General features: G+C 68.7%; 19 protein-coding genes and 1 tRNA gene. 10 read left to right on the plus strand and 10 right to left on the minus strand.

The genetic code is table 11. The annotated features are described in order from the left end of the window. Window positions 1-18 precede the first annotated feature (18 nt). Entirely contained in the window at window positions 19-840 is an 822-nt protein-coding gene (locus C5C07_RS11055) for a hypothetical protein (RefSeq protein ID WP_004974979.1), read from the minus strand. Window positions 841-915: 75 nt separating this feature from the next. Next, complete coding sequence (locus C5C07_RS11060) at window positions 916-1,608, minus strand: SDR family NAD(P)-dependent oxidoreductase (RefSeq protein ID WP_050459667.1); 693 nt, start codon at window positions 1,606-1,608, stop codon at window positions 916-918. A gap of 95 nt (window positions 1,609-1,703) precedes the next feature. Here C5C07_RS11060 and C5C07_RS11065 point away from each other — a divergent pair, with 95 nt between their 5' ends. The 3 genes from C5C07_RS11065 to cruF are packed head-to-tail and all read left to right on the plus strand — an operon-like array spanning window position 1,704 to window position 5,005. Then, on the plus strand, window positions 1,704-3,206 hold the full coding sequence (locus C5C07_RS11065) for an NAD(P)/FAD-dependent oxidoreductase (protein ID WP_004974981.1): 1,503 nt from the start codon (window positions 1,704-1,706) through the stop codon (window positions 3,204-3,206). Continuing rightward, on the plus strand, window positions 3,203-4,108 hold the full coding sequence (locus C5C07_RS11070) for a prenyltransferase (RefSeq protein WP_004974982.1): 906 nt from the start codon (window positions 3,203-3,205) through the stop codon (window positions 4,106-4,108). Before C5C07_RS11065 ends, C5C07_RS11070 begins: the two co-directional genes overlap by 4 nt. Window positions 4,109-4,123: 15 nt before the next feature. Then, window positions 4,124-5,005 (plus strand): bisanhydrobacterioruberin hydratase, encoded by an 882-nt coding sequence (gene cruF, locus C5C07_RS11075; protein ID WP_008095371.1) that lies wholly within the window; start codon window positions 4,124-4,126, stop codon window positions 5,003-5,005. A 54-nt stretch (window positions 5,006-5,059) separates the two neighbouring features. Here cruF and C5C07_RS11080 read toward each other — a convergent pair whose 3' ends face one another. The 4 genes from C5C07_RS11080 to C5C07_RS21685 all read right to left on the minus strand — a co-directional run bounded on the left by C5C07_RS11080 (window position 5,060) and on the right by C5C07_RS21685 (window position 8,322). Further along, window positions 5,060-6,007, minus strand: coding sequence for a DMT family transporter (locus C5C07_RS11080; protein WP_004974989.1), 948 nt, complete (start codon window positions 6,005-6,007; stop codon window positions 5,060-5,062). 171 nt (window positions 6,008-6,178) lie between these two features. Continuing rightward, on the minus strand, window positions 6,179-6,922 hold the full coding sequence (locus C5C07_RS11085) for a helix-turn-helix domain-containing protein (RefSeq protein WP_004974997.1): 744 nt from the start codon (window positions 6,920-6,922) through the stop codon (window positions 6,179-6,181). Window positions 6,923-6,981: 59 nt separating this feature from the next. Next, complete coding sequence (locus C5C07_RS11090) at window positions 6,982-8,001, minus strand: phytoene/squalene synthase family protein (protein ID WP_115805069.1); 1,020 nt, start codon at window positions 7,999-8,001, stop codon at window positions 6,982-6,984. A 168-nt stretch (window positions 8,002-8,169) separates the two neighbouring features. Then, window positions 8,170-8,322 carry an HVO_2523 family zinc finger protein gene (locus C5C07_RS21685; RefSeq protein WP_004974999.1) on the minus strand — a complete coding sequence of 51 codons (153 nt, stop codon included), beginning with the start codon at window positions 8,320-8,322 and terminating at the stop codon, window positions 8,170-8,172. A gap of 285 nt (window positions 8,323-8,607) precedes the next feature. On the opposite strand from C5C07_RS21685, the gene C5C07_RS11095 reads away from it, so the two are divergent. The 3 genes from C5C07_RS11095 (at window position 8,608) to C5C07_RS11105 (ending at window position 10,117) form a co-directional block, all read left to right on the plus strand. Then, window positions 8,608-8,883 carry a winged helix-turn-helix domain-containing protein gene (locus tag C5C07_RS11095; RefSeq protein ID WP_004975000.1) on the plus strand — a complete coding sequence of 92 codons (276 nt, stop codon included), beginning with the start codon at window positions 8,608-8,610 and terminating at the stop codon, window positions 8,881-8,883. Window positions 8,884-8,885: 2 nt separating this feature from the next. After that, window positions 8,886-9,182 (plus strand): hypothetical protein, encoded by a 297-nt coding sequence (locus C5C07_RS11100; protein WP_049905074.1) that lies wholly within the window; start codon window positions 8,886-8,888, stop codon window positions 9,180-9,182. 152 nt (window positions 9,183-9,334) lie between these two features. After that, window positions 9,335-10,117 carry a spondin domain-containing protein gene (locus C5C07_RS11105; RefSeq protein ID WP_115805070.1) on the plus strand — a complete coding sequence of 261 codons (783 nt, stop codon included), beginning with the start codon at window positions 9,335-9,337 and terminating at the stop codon, window positions 10,115-10,117. Between the two features lie 486 nt (window positions 10,118-10,603). Here C5C07_RS11105 and C5C07_RS11110 read toward each other — a convergent pair whose 3' ends face one another. Further along, window positions 10,604-11,077: an Lrp/AsnC family transcriptional regulator gene (locus tag C5C07_RS11110; protein ID WP_004975004.1), complete on the minus strand. Its 474-nt coding sequence runs from the start codon at window positions 11,075-11,077 to the stop codon at window positions 10,604-10,606. A 164-nt stretch (window positions 11,078-11,241) separates the two neighbouring features. Here C5C07_RS11110 and C5C07_RS11115 point away from each other — a divergent pair, with 164 nt between their 5' ends. Continuing rightward, entirely contained in the window at window positions 11,242-12,303 is a 1,062-nt protein-coding gene (locus C5C07_RS11115) for a CNNM domain-containing protein (protein ID WP_004975005.1), read from the plus strand. A 126-nt stretch (window positions 12,304-12,429) separates the two neighbouring features. Here the strand turns inward: C5C07_RS11115 and C5C07_RS21295 are convergent. Continuing rightward, window positions 12,430-12,578, minus strand: a tRNA-Met gene (locus C5C07_RS21295). Window positions 12,579-12,706: 128 nt separating this feature from the next. On the opposite strand from C5C07_RS21295, the gene C5C07_RS11120 reads away from it, so the two are divergent. Next, on the plus strand, window positions 12,707-13,825 hold the full coding sequence (locus tag C5C07_RS11120; protein WP_115805071.1) for a hypothetical protein: 1,119 nt from the start codon (window positions 12,707-12,709) through the stop codon (window positions 13,823-13,825). A 35-nt stretch (window positions 13,826-13,860) separates the two neighbouring features. Here the strand turns inward: C5C07_RS11120 and C5C07_RS11125 are convergent, their stop codons facing one another. Next, window positions 13,861-14,232, minus strand: coding sequence for a DUF5830 family protein (locus tag C5C07_RS11125; protein ID WP_004975009.1), 372 nt, complete (start codon window positions 14,230-14,232; stop codon window positions 13,861-13,863). 90 nt (window positions 14,233-14,322) lie between these two features. On the opposite strand from C5C07_RS11125, the gene C5C07_RS11130 reads away from it, so the two are divergent. Then, the gene (locus tag C5C07_RS11130; protein ID WP_004975010.1) at window positions 14,323-14,955 is read left to right on the plus strand and encodes a TVP38/TMEM64 family protein; all 633 of its coding nucleotides are present in this window, start codon (window positions 14,323-14,325) and stop codon (window positions 14,953-14,955) included. A gap of 50 nt (window positions 14,956-15,005) precedes the next feature. Here the strand turns inward: C5C07_RS11130 and gpmI are convergent, their stop codons facing one another. Further along, window positions 15,006-16,586, minus strand: coding sequence for a 2,3-bisphosphoglycerate-independent phosphoglycerate mutase (gene gpmI / locus C5C07_RS11135; protein ID WP_004975013.1), 1,581 nt, complete (start codon window positions 16,584-16,586; stop codon window positions 15,006-15,008). A gap of 182 nt (window positions 16,587-16,768) precedes the next feature. On the opposite strand from gpmI, the gene C5C07_RS11140 reads away from it, so the two are divergent. Next, window positions 16,769-17,446 (plus strand): DUF1405 domain-containing protein, encoded by a 678-nt coding sequence (locus C5C07_RS11140; protein WP_004975016.1) that lies wholly within the window; start codon window positions 16,769-16,771, stop codon window positions 17,444-17,446. Window positions 17,447-17,480 lie beyond the last annotated feature (34 nt).

Here is a 17,480-nt window from a genome sequence, read left to right on the forward strand (position 1 = left end):
CGATTCGTCGGGAGTCGATTAGTTGAGCACCAGCCACGCGGCGAAGACGGCGAGGCCGCCGACGCCGGTACTCAGCGCGGCGTGGACTCGGAGGCGGTCGAGTATCGCGTGGGCGTGGTCGTCTTCGACCGACAGCAGTTCGTGTATCTCGCTGCCGATTTCACAGCGCGGGAGGAAGTCCATGGCGACGTGGAGGAAGACGCCGGAAGCGAAGCCGAAGACGAGCCCGCGGAAGGCGCCGGTCGCCGGAAGCGAGACGGCGCTTGAGACGATGGCGGCGATGCCGAGGCCCGCCGCGGGGAGGAGAAGCGGGGCGACCGACTCACCTCGTCCCGAGAGCCGGCGGGCGGCGGCGTAGCCGGCCGGTCCCTTGTGGGAGACGATGGCGAGGCCGAGACCGACGCCAACGTCGATGTTCCCGTACACGATGCCGATAATAGCGCCCGCGGACACCGCGTGCGCCGAGAGTTCGGCCACGGTGCGGTCGATGGGCAGGTCCATGTGGGCGAAGCGGTGGCCGACGGTGTGGGCGGCGAAGCCGACGAGGATACCGAACGCGATGCCGAAGCCGCCGAACTGGGGGTGGTGACCGAGCGCCTGCGGGACCAGAAACACCGCGGCGCTCGTCACCATCGCGCCGCTGGCGAGACCGTAGCCCCAGACGAGCCCCTCGGCGTGTTCGGCCCGGCTGCGCGCGCCGAACGGTGCGGCGAGGGCCATCGCGCCGAAAGCGGCCCACGAGACGATAAGGAGGTTCCGCGCCTCGGCGCTCGCGGCGTACGCGGAGAGCGCGACGAGTGCCACGACGCTCCCCACGCCGATGGCCGTCGAACGGTTCATATTGTGAACGAACTGGTTCTGATTAATAAGGGGCGCGGTTCCGGCGGGATGGGGGAGTCGAAGCGGTGAGAACCCTCACCGCGTCGCTTTCTTCCAGGCTCTGAGGTCCGCGATGTCGCCGTCGAACTCGGCGGGGTCGGCGTCGGTCGCCGCCCAGACGAACAGGTCGGCCACGTCGTCGGGGTCGCGGCCCTGCCCGCCGGTGAGGTCGGTGGCGACGAGGCCGGGGTCGACGACCGTCACGGTCCGGTCGCAGTCGGCGGCGAACTGCCGGACGAGCGCCTCGGCGGCCGCCTTGGAGACGGCGTACGCCCCCATTCCCGGCTTCGCCTCGCGGGCGATAGAGCCGGAGGGGACGAGGATTCGACCGTCGTCGGCCATGTGCGGGAGCGCCTCTTTGACCGCCGCGAAGACGCCGCGGACGTTGGTTCGGAGGGTGTCGTCGAACGCCGCGTAGGACTCCTCGGGCGCGGGCATCTCGCCGGGCGTGCCGTGGGCGACCGCCGCGTTGGCGACGAGCACGTCGATGCGCCCGCCGGCGCGGGCCGCCGTCTCCATCAGGCGCTCCATGTCGAGTTCGTCGCGCACGTCGGCGCGGACGGCGCTCGCGGTCCCGCCGCCGGCCTCGATGTCGTCGACGACCGACTGGAGGGCGTCGCCGTCGCGGGCGCAGGCGACGACCGTCGCGCCGGCGCGACCGAGGGCGCGCGCGACCGCCGCGCCGATTCCCGAACTCGCACCCGTGACCACCGCGGTGGTGTCGTTCATGCGGGGCCGTAAGGAGGGACCGAGCCTAAAGCTACCCCCCGACGGCGGTCGATTCGGTCAGTCGATTTATGTCCTCTACGTCCTTACGAACGGACATGAATTCTGTCTCGGCTCTCGACTCCCTCGCCGGCGAGTCCGTCGTCGTCGTCGGCGGCGGGTTCGGCGGCCTCTCGACGGCGTGCTACCTCGCGGACGCCGGTGCCGACGTGACGCTGTTGGAGAAGAACGAACAGCTCGGCGGCCGAGCCAGCACGCTCGAACGCGACGGTTTCCGGTTCGATATGGGGCCGTCGTGGTATCTCATGCCCGACGTGTTCGAGCGCTTCTTCGCCTACTTCGGCAAGCGGCCCGAGGACTACTACGGGCTGACCCGACTCGACCCGCACTACCGCATCTTCTTCAAGGACGGCGACCGGGTGGACATGCTTCCCGACGTCGCGGCCAACAAGGCCACCTTCGAGTCCTACGAGCCCGGCGCGGGCGACAGGCTCGACGACTACCTCCGGAAGGCCGAGCGGAACTACCGCATCGGGATGGAGCACTTCGTCTACACCGACCGCCCGGAGCTAACCGACTACATCGACCTCGACGTGTTCCGGTACTCGTGGGGGCTGTCGCTCGTCGGCTCGATGCAGGACCACGTCGAGAAGTACTTCGACCACCCGAAGCTCCAGCAGATAATGCAGTACACGCTGGTGTTCCTCGGCGGCGCGCCGAACAACACCCCGGCGCTCTACAACCTGATGAGCCACGTGGACTTCAACATGGGCGTCTACTACCCCGACGGCGGTCTCGCGGGCGTCGTCGACGCCATCGTCGACCTCGCCGAGGAGCTGGGCGTCGAGTTCCACACCGACTCCCCCGTGGCCGAAATCGCGGGTCGCCGCGGCGGGTTCGCCGTCCGCACCGAAGACGGCCGCGAGTTCCTCTGCGACCAGGTCGTCTCCGACGCCGACTACGCCCACACCGAACAGGAGCTCCTCCCCGAGAAGAAGCGCCAGTACGACGCCGACTACTGGGACTCTCGGACCTACGCCCCCTCGGCGTTCCTGCTCTACCTCGGCGTCGAGGGCGACGTGGACGAACTCGCCCACCACACGCTCGTGTTACCCACCGACTGGGACGACCACTTCGAGACGATATTCGAAGACCCCGCGTGGCCCGACGACCCCGCGTACTACCTCTGTGTCCCCTCGAAGACCGACGACACGGTCGCTCCGGAGGGCCACAGCAACCTGTTCGCGCTCGTCCCCATCGCGGCCGGGCTGGAGGACACGCCGGAACTCCGCGAGAGCTACCGCGACCTCGTCCTCGCCGACATCGCCGACAACACCGGCGTCGACCTCCGCGACAGAATCGTCGTCGAGGAGTCGTTCTGCGTGAACGACTTCAAGGAGCGCTACAACAGCACGCAGGGCACCGCCCTCGGCCTCGCGCACACGCTGTTCCAGACGGCGCTCCTCCGCCCGCCCCACGGCTCCGAGGCGGTCGACGGCCTCTACTTCACCGGCTCGTTTACCACGCCGGGCATCGGCGTCCCGATGTGCCTCATCAGCGGTCAACTCACCGCCGAGGAGATGGCCGACGACGCGAGATGAGCGCCGACATGGCCGCACAGACCGAGTCCGGCGAAGGCGGCGACGACGGGGGAGCAGACGGCGGTCTCCGAGACCGGCTCGTCTACCTCGCGGTCCTCTCGCGGCCCCGCTTCTGGCTCTACCTCGCCGGCCCCGTCGTCGTCGGCGTGGCGGCCGCCGCGAGCGCCCCCGCCGACCTGTTCGGCCTCGAACCGGTCGCCCTGTTCGCGTACTTCCTCGTCCCCGCGAACGTCTTTCTCTACGGCGTCAACGACGTGTTCGACGCCGACGTGGACGAGGCGAACCCGAAGAAGGACGACCGCGAGGCCCGCTGGCGCGGCGACCCCGTCAACACCGCCGTCGTCGCCGCGAGCGGCCTGCTCGGCGTCGGCCTGTTCGCCGTCGTTCCGCGGGTGGCGTGGCCGTGGCTCGCCGCGCACTTCTTCCTCGCTGTCGAGTACAGCGCGCCGCCGTTTCGGTTCAAGACGACGCCGCTTCTCGACTCGGTCTCGAACGGCCTGTACGTCCTGCCGGGCGTCGCCGCCTACGCGGCCGTTTCGGGGTCGAACCCCCCGATGCTCGCCGTCGCGGGCGCGTGGCTCTGGACGATGGGGATGCACACGTTCTCCGCGATTCCCGACATCGAGCCCGACCGCGAGGCCGGCATTCGAACGACCGCGACGGCTCTCGGCGAGCGCCGGACCTACTGGTACTGCGCCGCGACGTGGGGTCTCGCCGCTGTCGCCTTCGCCGCGGTCGACCTCCGACTCGGCGCGCTCTTGGCGGCCTATCCGGTCGTCGTCCTCGGCATCGCCACCTCCGGCGTCGACGTGGACCGGGCGTACTGGTGGTACCCCGTCATCAACACCGTCGTCGGCATGCTCATCACCCTCGGGGCTCTCTGGAGGCTCGTCAATGGGTGAACCGGAGGTGCGGCCGTGAGCGCGAGCGACCTGCGAGCGCGGCTGCCGTCTACCCGCGGTGAAGCGGAGGCGGCGCTCGACCGACTCGTGCGCGACAACCGCTTTACCATCTCGGTGTTCTTCCCGCTGAACGGCGCGGTGCTCCTCGTCGCCAGCGCGATGGGCTGGCTCCCCGACCCGCTGGCGTTCAACGCGTTTCTCATCCTCCTCGGGACGTTCGTGATGCGCTCGCCGCTCATCGTGGGCGTCCTCCCGCTCGTGACCCGGCGGGCCGCCCTCGGCGTCGGCGCGCTCACCGCGTACGCCTACGCCATCGAGTACACCGGCGTCACCACGGGCTGGCCGTACGGCTGGTTCCACTACGGCGTCGACCTCGGGCCGACGGTCGCCGGCGTTCCGATCGGCTTGCCGGTGTTTTTCATCCCGCTCGTGATGAACGCCTACCTGCTGTGTCTGCTCCTGCTGGGCGACCGCGCCCGCAACGGGGCCGTCCGCCTCGGCGTCGTCATCGCGGCCGTCCTCGCCATGGACGTGGTGCTCGACCCCGGCGCGGTCGCGCTCGGCTTCTGGGAGTACTACCGCCTCGCCGACGACGCGGTGCTGTTCTACGGCGTCCCGCTTTCGAACTACGCCGGTTGGGTCGTCAGCGCGACCGTCGCCGTCGTCGCGCTCGACTGGTCGTTCGACCGCGAGGCGCTCCTCGCGCGGCTCGACCGCACGGAGTTCATGCTCGACGACCTGGTGAGCTTCGTCATCCTCTGGGGCGGCATCAACGCGTGGTTCGGCAACTGGATTCCCGTCGCGGTCGCGGCGCTGTTCGGCGTCGGACTGCTCAAGACGGACCGGTTCGACTCGCGGCTTCTGCGGCTTCCGCGGCGGCTGCCGTGGCGCTCCTGAGCGGCGGGGTTCGCTCGCGCTCGCGCCCGTCTGTCGCGACCCCAGCGCTGTCTCTCAGTCGGATTCGACGCCGCGACGCCGGCCCCGATAGGCGGCTCCGAGCCGTTTCCACTTGAGCAGGCCGAAGCCGAGGAGGATGAACCCGAAGCCGACGAGCGTGGCCGCGGTGACGGGCTCCGTGAACAGAAGCCAACTGTACACCGTCCCGAAGCCGGCGATGGCGTAGGTGACGAGGTTGAGCTCGACCGAGCCGAGTCGGGGGAGAAGCGAGAAGTACAGCAGGTAACTGACCGCGCTCGCGAAGACGCCGAGGTAGACGAGGCCGACGACGCCGGCGACCGACACATCGACCCCCGCCAGCGACTCCGTCGGACTCGCCGCGCTCGCGAGATGGGTCGCGGCGGCCCCGACGACCATCGCCCACGCGGTCTGGGCGGCGAACGGCATCTCGGTCTCGATTCGCTGGGCGAGTACGCCGCCGAGCGCGAAGGACGCCGCGGCGAGCACCAGTATCACCTGCCCCGCGGCGTTCGCCCCGAGGAGGTTCGACGGGTCCGGGTCGGTGATGACGACTAAGCCGAGGAAGCCGACGACGACGCCGAGCAGTTCGACCGGGCCGAACCGCTCGTCGGGGAGAAACAGCTTCGCGAAGCCGACGGTCAGTATCGGAATCAGCCCCGCCAGCACCGACGCGACCGCGCTCGGGACGGTCTGCTGGCCGACGTTCTGGAGGACCCCGTAGCCCGCGAGCGTCAGGAGACCGGCGACCGAGACGGCCGCCCAGTCGCCTCGCGTGCGGGGCCGCCAGTAGTCGGTGCGCCACGCCGCGTACGGCAACAGGAGCGCCGCCCCGATGTCGAGTCGGAACGCGGCGTACAGAATCGGCGGGAACGACCCCAGCCCGAGCGTCACCGCGGGGTACGTCCCGCCCCACAGCGCCGCCAAAATAACGAACAGGACGGCGTTTCGGTACCGACCGGGGAGGAGTTGGTCACCGACCATGGGGCGGCTGATCGGGGACCCCCGGGGTCGCGGGCGCGGTCGAGTCAGCGGTTCGCGGTGGCGTGTCGAGAATCGATCTCGGCTCGTCGGCGGTCGAGAGCGATGCGTCGGCGTGTGCGCTCATCACCGTGACCTACGCCCGCGAGCCGGGAGAACCGGAGGGTTAGGATGCTAACCCCCGTCGCCGGGCCGCCCGGTCGGCGGGTCGCGGTCGGCGTCGAGACCGGCGAGCGCGGAGACGGCGGCCCCGAGGAGCTTTCGCTCCGCGCGGCGGAGCGTCTTCGAGATGGCGACGTCGGAGACGCCACAGCGGTCGCCGAGGGAGGCGAGCGACTCGCCCCGCGGCGTCTCGTAGTAGCCGTGTTCGACCGCGGTTCGGAGCACCCGCGCTTCCGTCTCGGTGAGTCGCTCACAGCCGTCGAGGAGCGTCGCGGCCTCGTGGAAGTTCCGGAAGACGGCGGCCGCACCCGAGTCCGTGAGCGGCGTCTGCTCGACGACGGTGAGTTCGTAGCGGCGGTCGAGCGAGTCGAGGGTGGCCGCCGCGGCATCCGGCTCGGCGAACCCGAGGTGCCACCGTTCCCAGCCGTCCCTGTCGCGGAACGGAGCGATGACAGCGCCGCCGTTGGCCATGACCGTCTCGATGGCGACGGTCTCTTCGAGCACGACGTGGGCCGTCGCGTGCGACCCGCGCTTCCACTTCAGTTCGAAGCGGCGCACGCCGTCGGCGTCTCTGAGCGCGCGGATGCCGGCCTCCAACTGCGACCGCCCCGGCGACGAGGCTTCGACCCAGAGGTCGCACTGGCCGGTTTCGGGCGAGAGATTCCAGTACGGCGTGGTCAGCGTCACGTCGTGCGCGGCGGTCACCCGTCCCAGCGGACAGTCGTCTAACCGGGTGTCGAGGGTGACGCGATGCATGCCGAGGGCTCTCTCGGCCGCCCACTAAATCTTTCAGTCGCGGAAAAATCGCGCGTCGCTCAGTCCGAGCCCCAGCGGTTCAGCGACCGGAGCCAGCCGGAGACGCGCCCGCTGCGTCGGGGGCGGGTGGCCCGCGTCGAACCGGGGCCGAAATCCGCGTCGAGGTCGTCGTCGTCCGGGTACGGGACGACGCTGACGGCCTTGAACACGGCCACGGGGTCGCGCCAGACGGCCCAGTACGCCGCGGTCTTCGCGAGGAGCGTGAGCTTCCGCCCGAAGCTCAGTTCGGGTGTCGTCGCGAGCGTGTCGTAGCCGAGGTTCCGAATCGAACGGTGGTGGTCGGCGTACAGCACCGCCGAGAGGAGTACCGGGAACTGGCAGTCCGCCGGGAGGTACTCGATGCCGGCGACGCCGTCGCGGTACAGCGACTCCGTTCGGCGGAGTTCGTCGCGCATCACGTCGGCGACGCGCTCGTCGAACTCGAGGGCGAGTATCTGCTCGGCGTCGACGCCGTGGCGGTCCAGTGTCGTCCGCGGGAGGTACACCCGGTCGCGCTCGACCACGTCTTCGCCCACGTCGCGCAGGAAGTTCGACATCTGGAACGCCTGTCCCAGCGCCGTCGCGTGCGGGAGCGCCGCCTCGGGGTCGTCGGGACGCATGACGTCGGTCATCATCCGACCGACCGCGGAGGCCGACCCGTCCATGTACGTCTCAAGTTCGTCGTAGGTCTCGTAGCGGTCCTTCTCGATGTCCGACTCCATCGCGTCGATGAAGACGTTCACGTCGTCGGGGTCGATACCGTAGCGCTCTCTGAGTTCGGCGAACGCCGACAGGACGGGGTCGTCGGTCTCGACCTCGCCGAGCGCCTCGGCGCGGAGGCGTTCGAGACGCTCGCGCTGTTGTGCCGGCGGCGCGGTCTCCTCGGCGTCGACGACCTCGTCGGCGACCCGAAAGAACGCGTACAGCACGTACGTGGCGTGTCTGACGCGCTCCGGGAGGAGGCGCGTCGCGAAGTAAAACGTCTTTCCCGTCCGCTGTTGGATGTCTTTTCCCGCCTCGACCTGTGATTCGTTGAGCATCGTTTCGTGTACGTGGCCGCATCCGTCTCGGGACCAACTGAGCTGACCGGGGAGGACAGTCATTCGTTAGGTCTCCGCCGACATAACGCTTCGTGCTGTCGTGAAATCAACCCGCGAACCCGCCGACTTCGCAGTGGTACCAGCGCGGGCGTCTCCTGTCAGGTTTCGTTACCAGAACGTGTCGCTGCAGTCGTAGACGACCCCGTGTTCCGGGCAGACGTACTTGCAGTGGCGGTGGTCCATCGACGTGCCGCAGAAGGGACAGGGCCGTCCCTTCGGGGACTCGATGGCACACGCGTTCCGTCCGGTGTCGTCGTCCATACGAGTTTTCGTAGGACGCGACCGACATATCCCTTACTGCCGTCGGGGAGCCCTGCCGGTTCGAGTCGGTCCGCCGGTGAGGCCGAGTCGATTCCGTCTCGGACACCGGCGAGCGCCGTCGGGGCGGCGGCACCGACCGACTCGACGCGTCCGGAGACTCCACCCGAATTTGGTACGGAACTGGAACAACGCTCATGTACGGTCGTCGCCGAGTCGAACTCGTCGCGTCGAACGGCACCCGCGAGAATATTACCGCGCTCGACCAATCAACTAAACGAACAGTCGATGGAGAAGGCGCTTTGGTATCTGCTCACGGCGACTCGCGGCGGTGAGAACCGCGTCCGCATCATCCGCGCCCTCTCGGAGCGCCCGCAGAACGCGAACCGCCTCGCCGACGAGCTCGACGTGGGCTACAAGACCGTCAGACACCACCTCGACGCCCTCGAATCCCACGGGGTCGTCGAGGCCGGCGGCGACAAGTACGGACGGCTGTACTTCCTCACCGACCAGTTCGAACGGTACCGCGACACCTTCGAAGAAATCACGACACACCTCGAATGACCATGGCAATGGACACCCAAATCATGGCGGCCAGCGCCCTCTCGGGCGCGAACATCGTCTTCCTCGCGGCGCTGACCGCCGTGTGGATTCGCAACTACCGGACGTTCCGCACCTCGCTCGTCCTCGGCCTGCTCGCGTTCGCCGTCGTCATGCTCGTCGAGAACGCCGTCGCGCTCTACTTCTTTTTCACCATGCAGAGCCTCTACTCCGGGGACCCCCACGTCCAGCAGGCCGTGTTGGTCCTCCGCGGCCTCCAACTCGTCGCGCTGGCGTTCCTGACCTACGTGACGGTCCGGTGAACGCCCGGCGGTCTCGACCTTCGGCCCTCGCCCGGTCCGAATTTGGTACAGAGTCGACCCCGATTCGTCACGGAGTCACCCCGAATCTCGAAAAACCGCCTTTAGCCGGTCTCGCGTCTTCGTTGTCGTGGCATCGACCACACGTGAGACCAATGACGGACACGACGACTCCGACGACGCGACGAACCGTACTCGGACTGACCGGCGCGGGCGTGCTGGCCGCCCTCGCCGGCTGTTTGGGTAGTGCGAGCCTGCCGGGCCAATCGGTCGGAAACGGAAACAGCCAGTCCGCGCGAACCTACCGCGTGACCGTGGCGAACCTGACGACGGGACAGCCGCTCACCCCGCCCGCGGTGGTCGCCCACCGCGCCGGCGTGGAACTGTTCGCCGTCGGCGACCCGGCGAGCGACGCCATCAGGGAACTCGCCGAGAACGGGAACCTCGGCCCGCTTGGTGAACTGGCCGAGGAAACCGACGACGTTCGCGGCGTCGCGGTCGGCGACGCGCCGCTCGTCCCCGACGAACTCCCGGCGAGCGAGATGTTCCCCGCGGCCGCGACGCTCGAACTGGAGACCGACGCCAGCGGCGCGTACCTCTCGTTCGTCAGCATGCTTATCGGCACGAACGACGGGTTCGCCGGCCTCGACACCGTCCCGCTCCCGGAGCGGGTCAACGAGTCGCGGTCGTACTTCGCGGCCAGCTACGACGCCGGAACCGAGGTCAACACCGAGGCGTACGGCGACATGGTCCCCCCTGCACAGGCCCTCTACGGCATCGACTCCGGGACCGACGGAACCGGCATGAGCGACCCCGACCTCGCCGAGGACGGCGTCATCGCGCCGCACGCGGGTATCGTCGGCGACGGCGACCTCGACCCCGCCGTCTACGGCTGGGACGACCCCGTCGCGCTGGTTCAGGTCGAACGACTCGACTGAGTCGGCCACGACCTGACTTTCCGACCGTTGAAACGCCGTCGCTCGCGGGAATCGGCGTCGTCGGAGAACAAAACCCGAGGCGTGGACGCCGTCGGAAGCGAACGACCGGGGGCGGTCGTCCGGTGAAACCACGTAGCGTACCACGCGGCGAGTGCAGGGAGGCCCGACCGCGCGATGCTGTTGCAGCTGCGTCTACCCGTTGTCGGAGCGCGTTGAACCGCTCTGGTGGTGATGGTGGTGGTGGGGGGGGCATCCGGTCGGCGAGAGACCGACGCGAACGGGAGGGTCTCTGACAACGGCGATTACCAGTTCGTTATCACCTATCAAAGCTGTACCGGTGGTTCGAGAGCCGGGCCATCCGACATCGACGGGGTCGAATTCGGTACTGAGACGGCGTTTCACGCCCCGTGGGATCGGTTCACCTACCGAACTGTCACCGGTGTCGGTTCCGAGCGGCGGCGCCTCGCGCGTCGACTCTCGGCCGAGTCACTCGTCGCCCCCGTCGCCGAACTTCGCGTACGGCCGGCGGTGGGTGTTCCGAATCAGGTCCTCGTCGGAGACGCGAAGCCCCAGTTCGTCTAACTCCTCGCCGATTCGACTGAGGTCGTCGCCGTCGACGCCGATGGCTCGGACCATGACGTTTCGCTCGCCGGTCATCACCTCCTGTACCTCGACGACGCCGGGGACCGCGGCGGCGGCCTCGGCCAACTCCTCGCGCTCCGGAATCGGGGCCGTACAGACGATGAGCGTGTACAGTTGGTACCCCGCGCGCTCGTAGTCCACGTCGGCGTGGTAGCCGCGGACCACTCCGTCGGCTTCGAGTCGCTGGATACGGTTTCGGACGGTGCTCGCCGAGGCGTCGAGTTTGTCGGCGATGTCGGTCGACGACGTGCGGCGCGCCTCCGACTGCAACGTGTACAGTATCTTCCTGTCCAGCGCGTCGAGTTCTCGACTCGTCATTCGTCCGGTCGTCTGTCGCCCGCGACATTAACCCTCCCGGCATCGTTGTCAGAAGCTTAGTTCAAATTGAATAATACGCGACTCCCGACAATACACTACATATACGTCCGGACGGCCGATGCTTTCTAACGGGTCGAACGCGAACGAAGGGGACACCGACACAAATGAACCCAACAGAGATCGGTATACGCCTCGTCGCGGGGGCGTTGCTCATCCTCACGAACGGTTTCTTCGTGGCCATCGAGTTCGCGCTGACGCGCGCCCGCCAGTTCACCGAGTCCGAGTTCGTCGACGGCGACTCCCGACTCGAACGGGCCTGGGAGATGACCCAGGAGCTCGAACTGTATCTCACGACCTGCCAAGTCGGAATCACGGCGTCGAGCATCGCCGTGGGTATCGTCGCCGAGCCCGCGCTGGCGGCGCTGTTCGAACCGCTACTCGAGCCGCTGTTCGCCGGCACGACGCTCGCGACCATCGGCGCCGGCGCGCTCCTCGCCTACCTGATCATCAACCTCCTCCACCTCACCCACGGCGAGCAGACGCCGACGTACCTCGGCGTCGAGCGCTCCCGGATGGTCTGTCGCTACGGGGCGGCGCCGCTGCACTGGTTCTACGTCGCCATCTCGCCCGTCATCAAGTTCGGCGACTGGGTCGCCAAGTGGACGCTCAAGCTCTTCGGCATCGAGATGTCGGGCGCGTGGCTCGAAACCGAAACCGACGTCATCGAGTCCCGCGGCCAACTCCGCGAGCGTCTGAACTCGCTGCTTCAGGAGGGCGAACTCACCGAGGAGCGCCGCGACGAGGTGCTCAGCGCGCTGGACGCGGACGAACTCTCCATCAGCGAAATCATGATTCCGACAGACGACATCGTCTCGCTCTCGACGGCGGCGACGCCCGGCGAGAACTTCGACCGGATTCGGAACACGCCCCACACCCGGTTCCCGCTCGTCGGCGAGTCGCTCACCGACTTCCGCGGCGTCGTCTACGCGCCCTCCATCATCGACAACTTCGAGGCGCTCCGCGCCGGCGAGCGCTCGTTCGACGAAATCGCCGCGCCGCCGATGACGCTCGCCGCCGACACGAACGCCAGCGACGCGTTCGACCAGTTCCAAGCGGAAGACCAGGAACTCGCGCTCGTCCTTCGGGACGGCGAGGTCGTCGGCCTCCTCACCGCGACCGACGCTCTCGAAGCCGTCATGGGCGAACTCGACGACCCGCTCGACTAGCGTCGCAGACGACGTTTTCGGCTTTTTTCGGTGATTGGCCGTCGCTCACAGCGACGTGGTTTCGCGGAAAACGGGCGCGGCCGTGACGACCCACGGACGGCTCTGCGTGCGTGACGAATCGAAGAATGCCCGGGGTGGGCTCCGAACCCACGATCTCCGCATGTCCCAGGTGCGAAGCCGGCATGACTTCGCGAGGGGCGGAGGCTTCCAAGGCGTTCCGCACCGATTGTGAAACCCTATGAGTGCGGCGCTATGTCCAGCTAAGCCACCCGGGCTCAACTTCCCGTTGTGTGCTGGTTGTATTTAAGCTTCTCATCTCCGACGACCGCGGGGCGAGTCACCACGCCACTCGATTCGCGTCATCACCCGCGGATTTATGTCCCAACACCGGGTGCACACACGCATGAGCCAACCGGAGATCGTCCAGTCCGTCCTCGGAGAGGAAGACGTGGTGACGCGCGTCCACCTCGGGGGCGAGGACGAACTGTTTGTGACTCCGACGCGGACGCTCGTCTATCGGGCCGAAGGCCTCCTCTCGGACGAGTCCGTCGACGAATTCTCGCACGCCGCGGAGCGACTGTCCGTCAAGGAAGGGCGACGAAAAGCGAAGCTATCGCTCGACTACGGTCTCGACGGGAGCGAGACGTTCTCGATGTCCTCGAAGCGGCTCGACGACGCGCTCCAACCCATCGTCGAGGGCGTGCTCGCGGCCGCCGGCGTGACCGACGAAGAAGGCGAGCGCGTCGTCCAGACGTTCCGTTTCAGCGAACTCACGTTCGTCGTCACCGACGCCCGCGTCGTCCGGCACATCGGCAGCGCGGTCTGGGACGAAGACTACGAGTCGTACCGCTACGCCGACGTGACCGACCTCGAATTCGAGTCCGGAAGCGTCGCTACGACGGTCGTGCTCACCGTCGACGGCCGCCAGGAGCGGTTCAAGATTCCCAACGAGGAGGCCCGGCTCGTCCGCGAGAAACTTGCACGTGCGCTGTGTGACTACCACGGCGTCGGCAGTCTCGAGGAGTTCCGCGTCCAGATGGAGAAAGCGCGGGCGAACGACGAGTCCGCCGACGCCGCCGACCGCGACAACACCGACTTCGGCGCGGGCCCCGACCCGCTGAGCGCGAATCCCGGTGAGCTGTCCGACGAACCGGCGAACGCCACCCGCGCCGAGGGCGACGCGGCCGCCGAGGCGAGCCAGCAGGCCACCCGGACGCAGTCCGTCGAAGCCCCCTCCGCGACCGGCGCGGTGGCGGAGGCGAAGCAGGCCGCCAAGGCGGCGTCGACCGAGTCGGCGTCGGGCAACGTCGCCGACGCCGCGGACCTCGGGTTCGAGGGCTCCGGCTTCGAGTCGGCCGCCGAGTCCGAGTCGGCGGGCTCCGGTGCCGTCGATGCCGACTACGCCGAACTCGCAGACGAAATCGAGTCGCTCCGCGAGGTCGTCGAGGCCCAAAGCGAGCAGATTCGCCACCAGCAGGAGCTGGTCGAACAGCTCATCGAAGAACTCCGCCGCGGGCGGTAACCGCGGAGTTCGCCCGACGACGACCGCCCGGACACCTATTCCCGCCCGAGCACTTTCCTGATACACGACGAGCCGAAGGGCCCGAGTTCGCCGGACTCGAACCGCACGAAGTGGCCGGTGGAGATGGACGCGCCGCAGCGGCGGCAGTCGAAGTCGCCCTCGCGCTGGACGACCTGACTCTCGAATCTGACGAACGTGCCGCCGCGGTTGTGACGGACGCGGCCGCCGTCGCGCTCGATGATGCCCCGAAGCTCCGCGGTATCGAGGATGTCGCGCGTGAGCGTCGGGTCCGTGGTGACCGTCTCGATGCGGTCGACGACCTCGGCGAGGGAGAGTTCGTCGGCTTCGAGGTGCGCGAGGAGGTCGAGCGCGAGTTCGACGCGCTCGTCGCGTGTGGGCTCGGTCACGGTTCGGGAGCCAATCGAACCGGGGCGGGCTAAAGCCCTCCGAAGCACAAAGCGTTTGGTCGCGGCGCGACGACCGACTCCAGAGCTTCCGTGCCCCGTCCGCGTCTCGCCGCCGGCCTCGCGCTCGCGGCCGTCGTCGCCGGTCTCCTGTTCGCGTCTCCAGACGCCGTCATCGCGCGCGCGGCGTGGGTCGCCGCCGACCCCGTCCGACTCGTCGTCGTCGTGAGCGCGCTCGCGCTCGTCCGCCCGCTTCTCGCGTGGCCGACGACGCTCCTCGCGCTCGTCGTGGGCTACGGCCTCGGCCCGGTCGGCGTGCCGTTCGCGCTGGCGCTCATCGTCCTCACGAGCGTCCCGCCGTTCCTCTTCGCGCGGCGCTACCGCGGGACGACCAGACTGGCCGAGGTCGGCGAGCGAACCGTCGAGCAGACGGGGTCCGTCAGGGGCGTCGCCGCGAGCCGCCTGCTGCCGATCCCCTCCGACGTGGTGTCGGTGGCGGCGGGCGTCGCCAACGTCCGGCTCGGCGCGTTCGCGCTCGGAACCGCCGTCGGCGAACTCCCGTGGGCCGTCGCGGGCGTCATCGCCGGCGCGTCGGTCGAGACGCTCACGACCGAGTCGCTGGCCGCGGCCGTCCGCCCGGAGTTCGTCGTGCTCGCGGCGGTCGCGGGCGTGTCGATGCTCGTCCCGACCGCGTACCGTCGCTACCGGGCAGAATCGGGCGCGTAGGGGACGAAAATAGAGGGCAGAGAGTACGTAGAGCGTGCGAGCGGCGGGCCCTATTCTAACAGCGACTCGCCGGTCATCGCGGCCGGCTGGTCGACGCCGACGAGTTCGAGGATGGTCGGCGCGATGTCGCACAGCGAGCCGCCCTCGCGGACGGTCCGACCGCCCGAAAGCGGGTGTTCGGGGTCGAGGTCGGCGGCTTCGTCCTCGGCGTCGTTCTCCGGGGCGGCCTCGTCGTCGCGGTCGGCCGCGAGGTAGACGAACGGGACGGGGTTGAACGTGTGGGCCGTGTGCGGGTCGTCCTCGGTGCCCATGTCGTCGGCGTTGCCGTGGTCGGCGGTGATACAGACGTGGCCGCCGTGCGCGCGGACGCTCTGGACGAGCCGCCCGAGCTGTTCGTCGACCGCCTCGACCGCCTCGATGGCGGCCTCGTAGTCGCCGGTGTGGCCGACCATGTCGGGGTTGGCGTAGTTGAGCACCATCACGTTCGGGTCGTCGGACTCGATGATGTCGATGGCCGAGTCGGTGAGTTCCGCCGCGGACATCTCGGGTTGGAGGTCGTAGGTCGGCACGTCGGGGCTCTCGACGATCTTCCGAATCTCGCCGTCGAACTCGACCTCGCGGCCGCCGTTGAGGAAGTAGGTGACGTGGGGGTACTTCTCGGACTCGGCCATGCGCAGTTGCGTCATGTCCGCCTCGGCGAGCACCTCGCCGAGCGTGTCTTCGGGCTGTTCCGGCGGGTAGGCGACCGAGACGTCGAACGTCTTGTCGTACTGCGTCATCGTCGTCATGAGGATCTCCGGCGGCGCCGTCTCGAACTCCCAGACGGGCTCGATGTCGCAGAGCATCCGAACGAGCTGTCGCGCGCGGTCCGCGCGGAAGTTGAAGAAGATGACCGAGTCGCCGTCTTCGAGGGCGGGCGCGTCGTCGACGACGGTCGGCTCGACGAACTCGTCGGTGTCGCCGCGGTCGTACGACTCGGTGACGGCGTCGACGGCGGTGTCGGCGGTCCACTCCGCCTCGCGCTCGACGATGGCGTCGTAGGCGCGCTTGGTGCGCTCCCAGTTCTGGTCGCGGTCCATCGCGTAGTAGCGCCCGGAGACGGTGGCGACGCCGCCGGTTCCCTGCTCCTCGGCGACGGCTTCGAGGTCCGAGAGGTACGCCTCGCCGCCGGTGGGACTGGTGTCGCGGCCGTCGGTAAAGGCGTGGGTGACGGCGTCGACGCCGCGTTCGGCGGCGAGTTCGATGAGCGCGTGGAGGTGCTCCTGGTCGGAGTGAACGCCGCCGTCGGAGACGAGGCCCATGAGGTGTACGCGGCCGTCGTGTTCGTCGGCGTGGTCGTAGGCGGCCGTGATGGCATCGTTCTCGAAGAACGAGCCGTCGTCGATGCTGTCGCCGATGCGGGTGTACGCCTGCTTGACGACGCGGCCGGCCCCGATGTTGAGGTGGCCGACTTCGCTGTTGCCCATCTGGCCGTCCGGAAGACCGACGCGCCGGCCGTCGACGATGAGCGTCCCGAACGCGCCCGCGTCGCGGTAGCGGTCGAAGTTCGGCGTGTCCGCCGCCTTGATAGCGTCGCGGCGGTCGTGGTCGCCGAGTCCCCACCCGTCGAGGATGATGAGTGCTGCGTCCATGCGTCGCCGTTCGGCGCGCCGGGCTAACTGTCCTTTGCTCCCGACATGGAATGACAACGTGTCGCGTACGGAGATGAGAGGGCGGCGTTCGCGCCCCGACGGCGGGTTCGAGCCGCCCCGTCCCCGCCCCAGTCGCCCCCGCCCCGACGGTCTTTTCTTTCGGCGCGCCGTCCGACTCGGCGATGGGTCTGCGAGACTTCGACCTCGGCGCGGCGGTCGACGACTGGACGGAGTACTACCTCGGAAACGGCCCGAGCCTCGTCGTCTTCCTCGTCCTCAACGCCGCCGCGTTCCTCGTCGGGGTGAGTTTCTACGTCCACTCGGACCCCGCGCTGTCGGACCTGCCGACGTTCCTCTACCCGCTTTTCGGCGACTCGCCGACCGCCCTCGCGCTGATGACGCTGTCGGCCGCGACGCTGCTTCCGAACCTCGGCCGCCGCGTCGCCGACGCGCCGGTCAACCGGCCGCTCGCGTACCTCCACACGCTCGCGTTCGTCTGGCTCGTCAAGTACGGCGTCTGGACGGTCGTCGCGCTCAACCTCCGACCCGACCTCTACGTCGGCTTCTCCGGGGCCGCGCTCTGGGACTACTGGGGCATCATGCTCACCCACGCGGGCTTTCTCGCGCTCGCCCTCGTCGTCCCGCGCTACGGCGCGACCACGAAGGGCGCGCTCGGGTTCGCCCTCACCCTCGCGCTCGTCAACGACGTGTTCGACTACGGCCTCGGCTACTACCCGCCGCTGAAGTACGAGGCGGGGGCGCTCCTCGCGGGCATCACCGTCGCCCTCTCGTTTCTCGCGGTGTTCCTCGCCTCCCGGGCGTTCGACCGCCTCTCAGAGACGCCGGAGACGGCCCCGTGAGCGCCTCGGGACGGCCCCGACAGCTCCCCGTGAG

The sequence above is a fragment of the Haloferax sp. Atlit-4N genome (assembly GCF_003383025.1).
In the GTDB taxonomy this organism is placed as follows: domain Archaea; phylum Halobacteriota; class Halobacteria; order Halobacteriales; family Haloferacaceae; genus Haloferax; species Haloferax gibbonsii.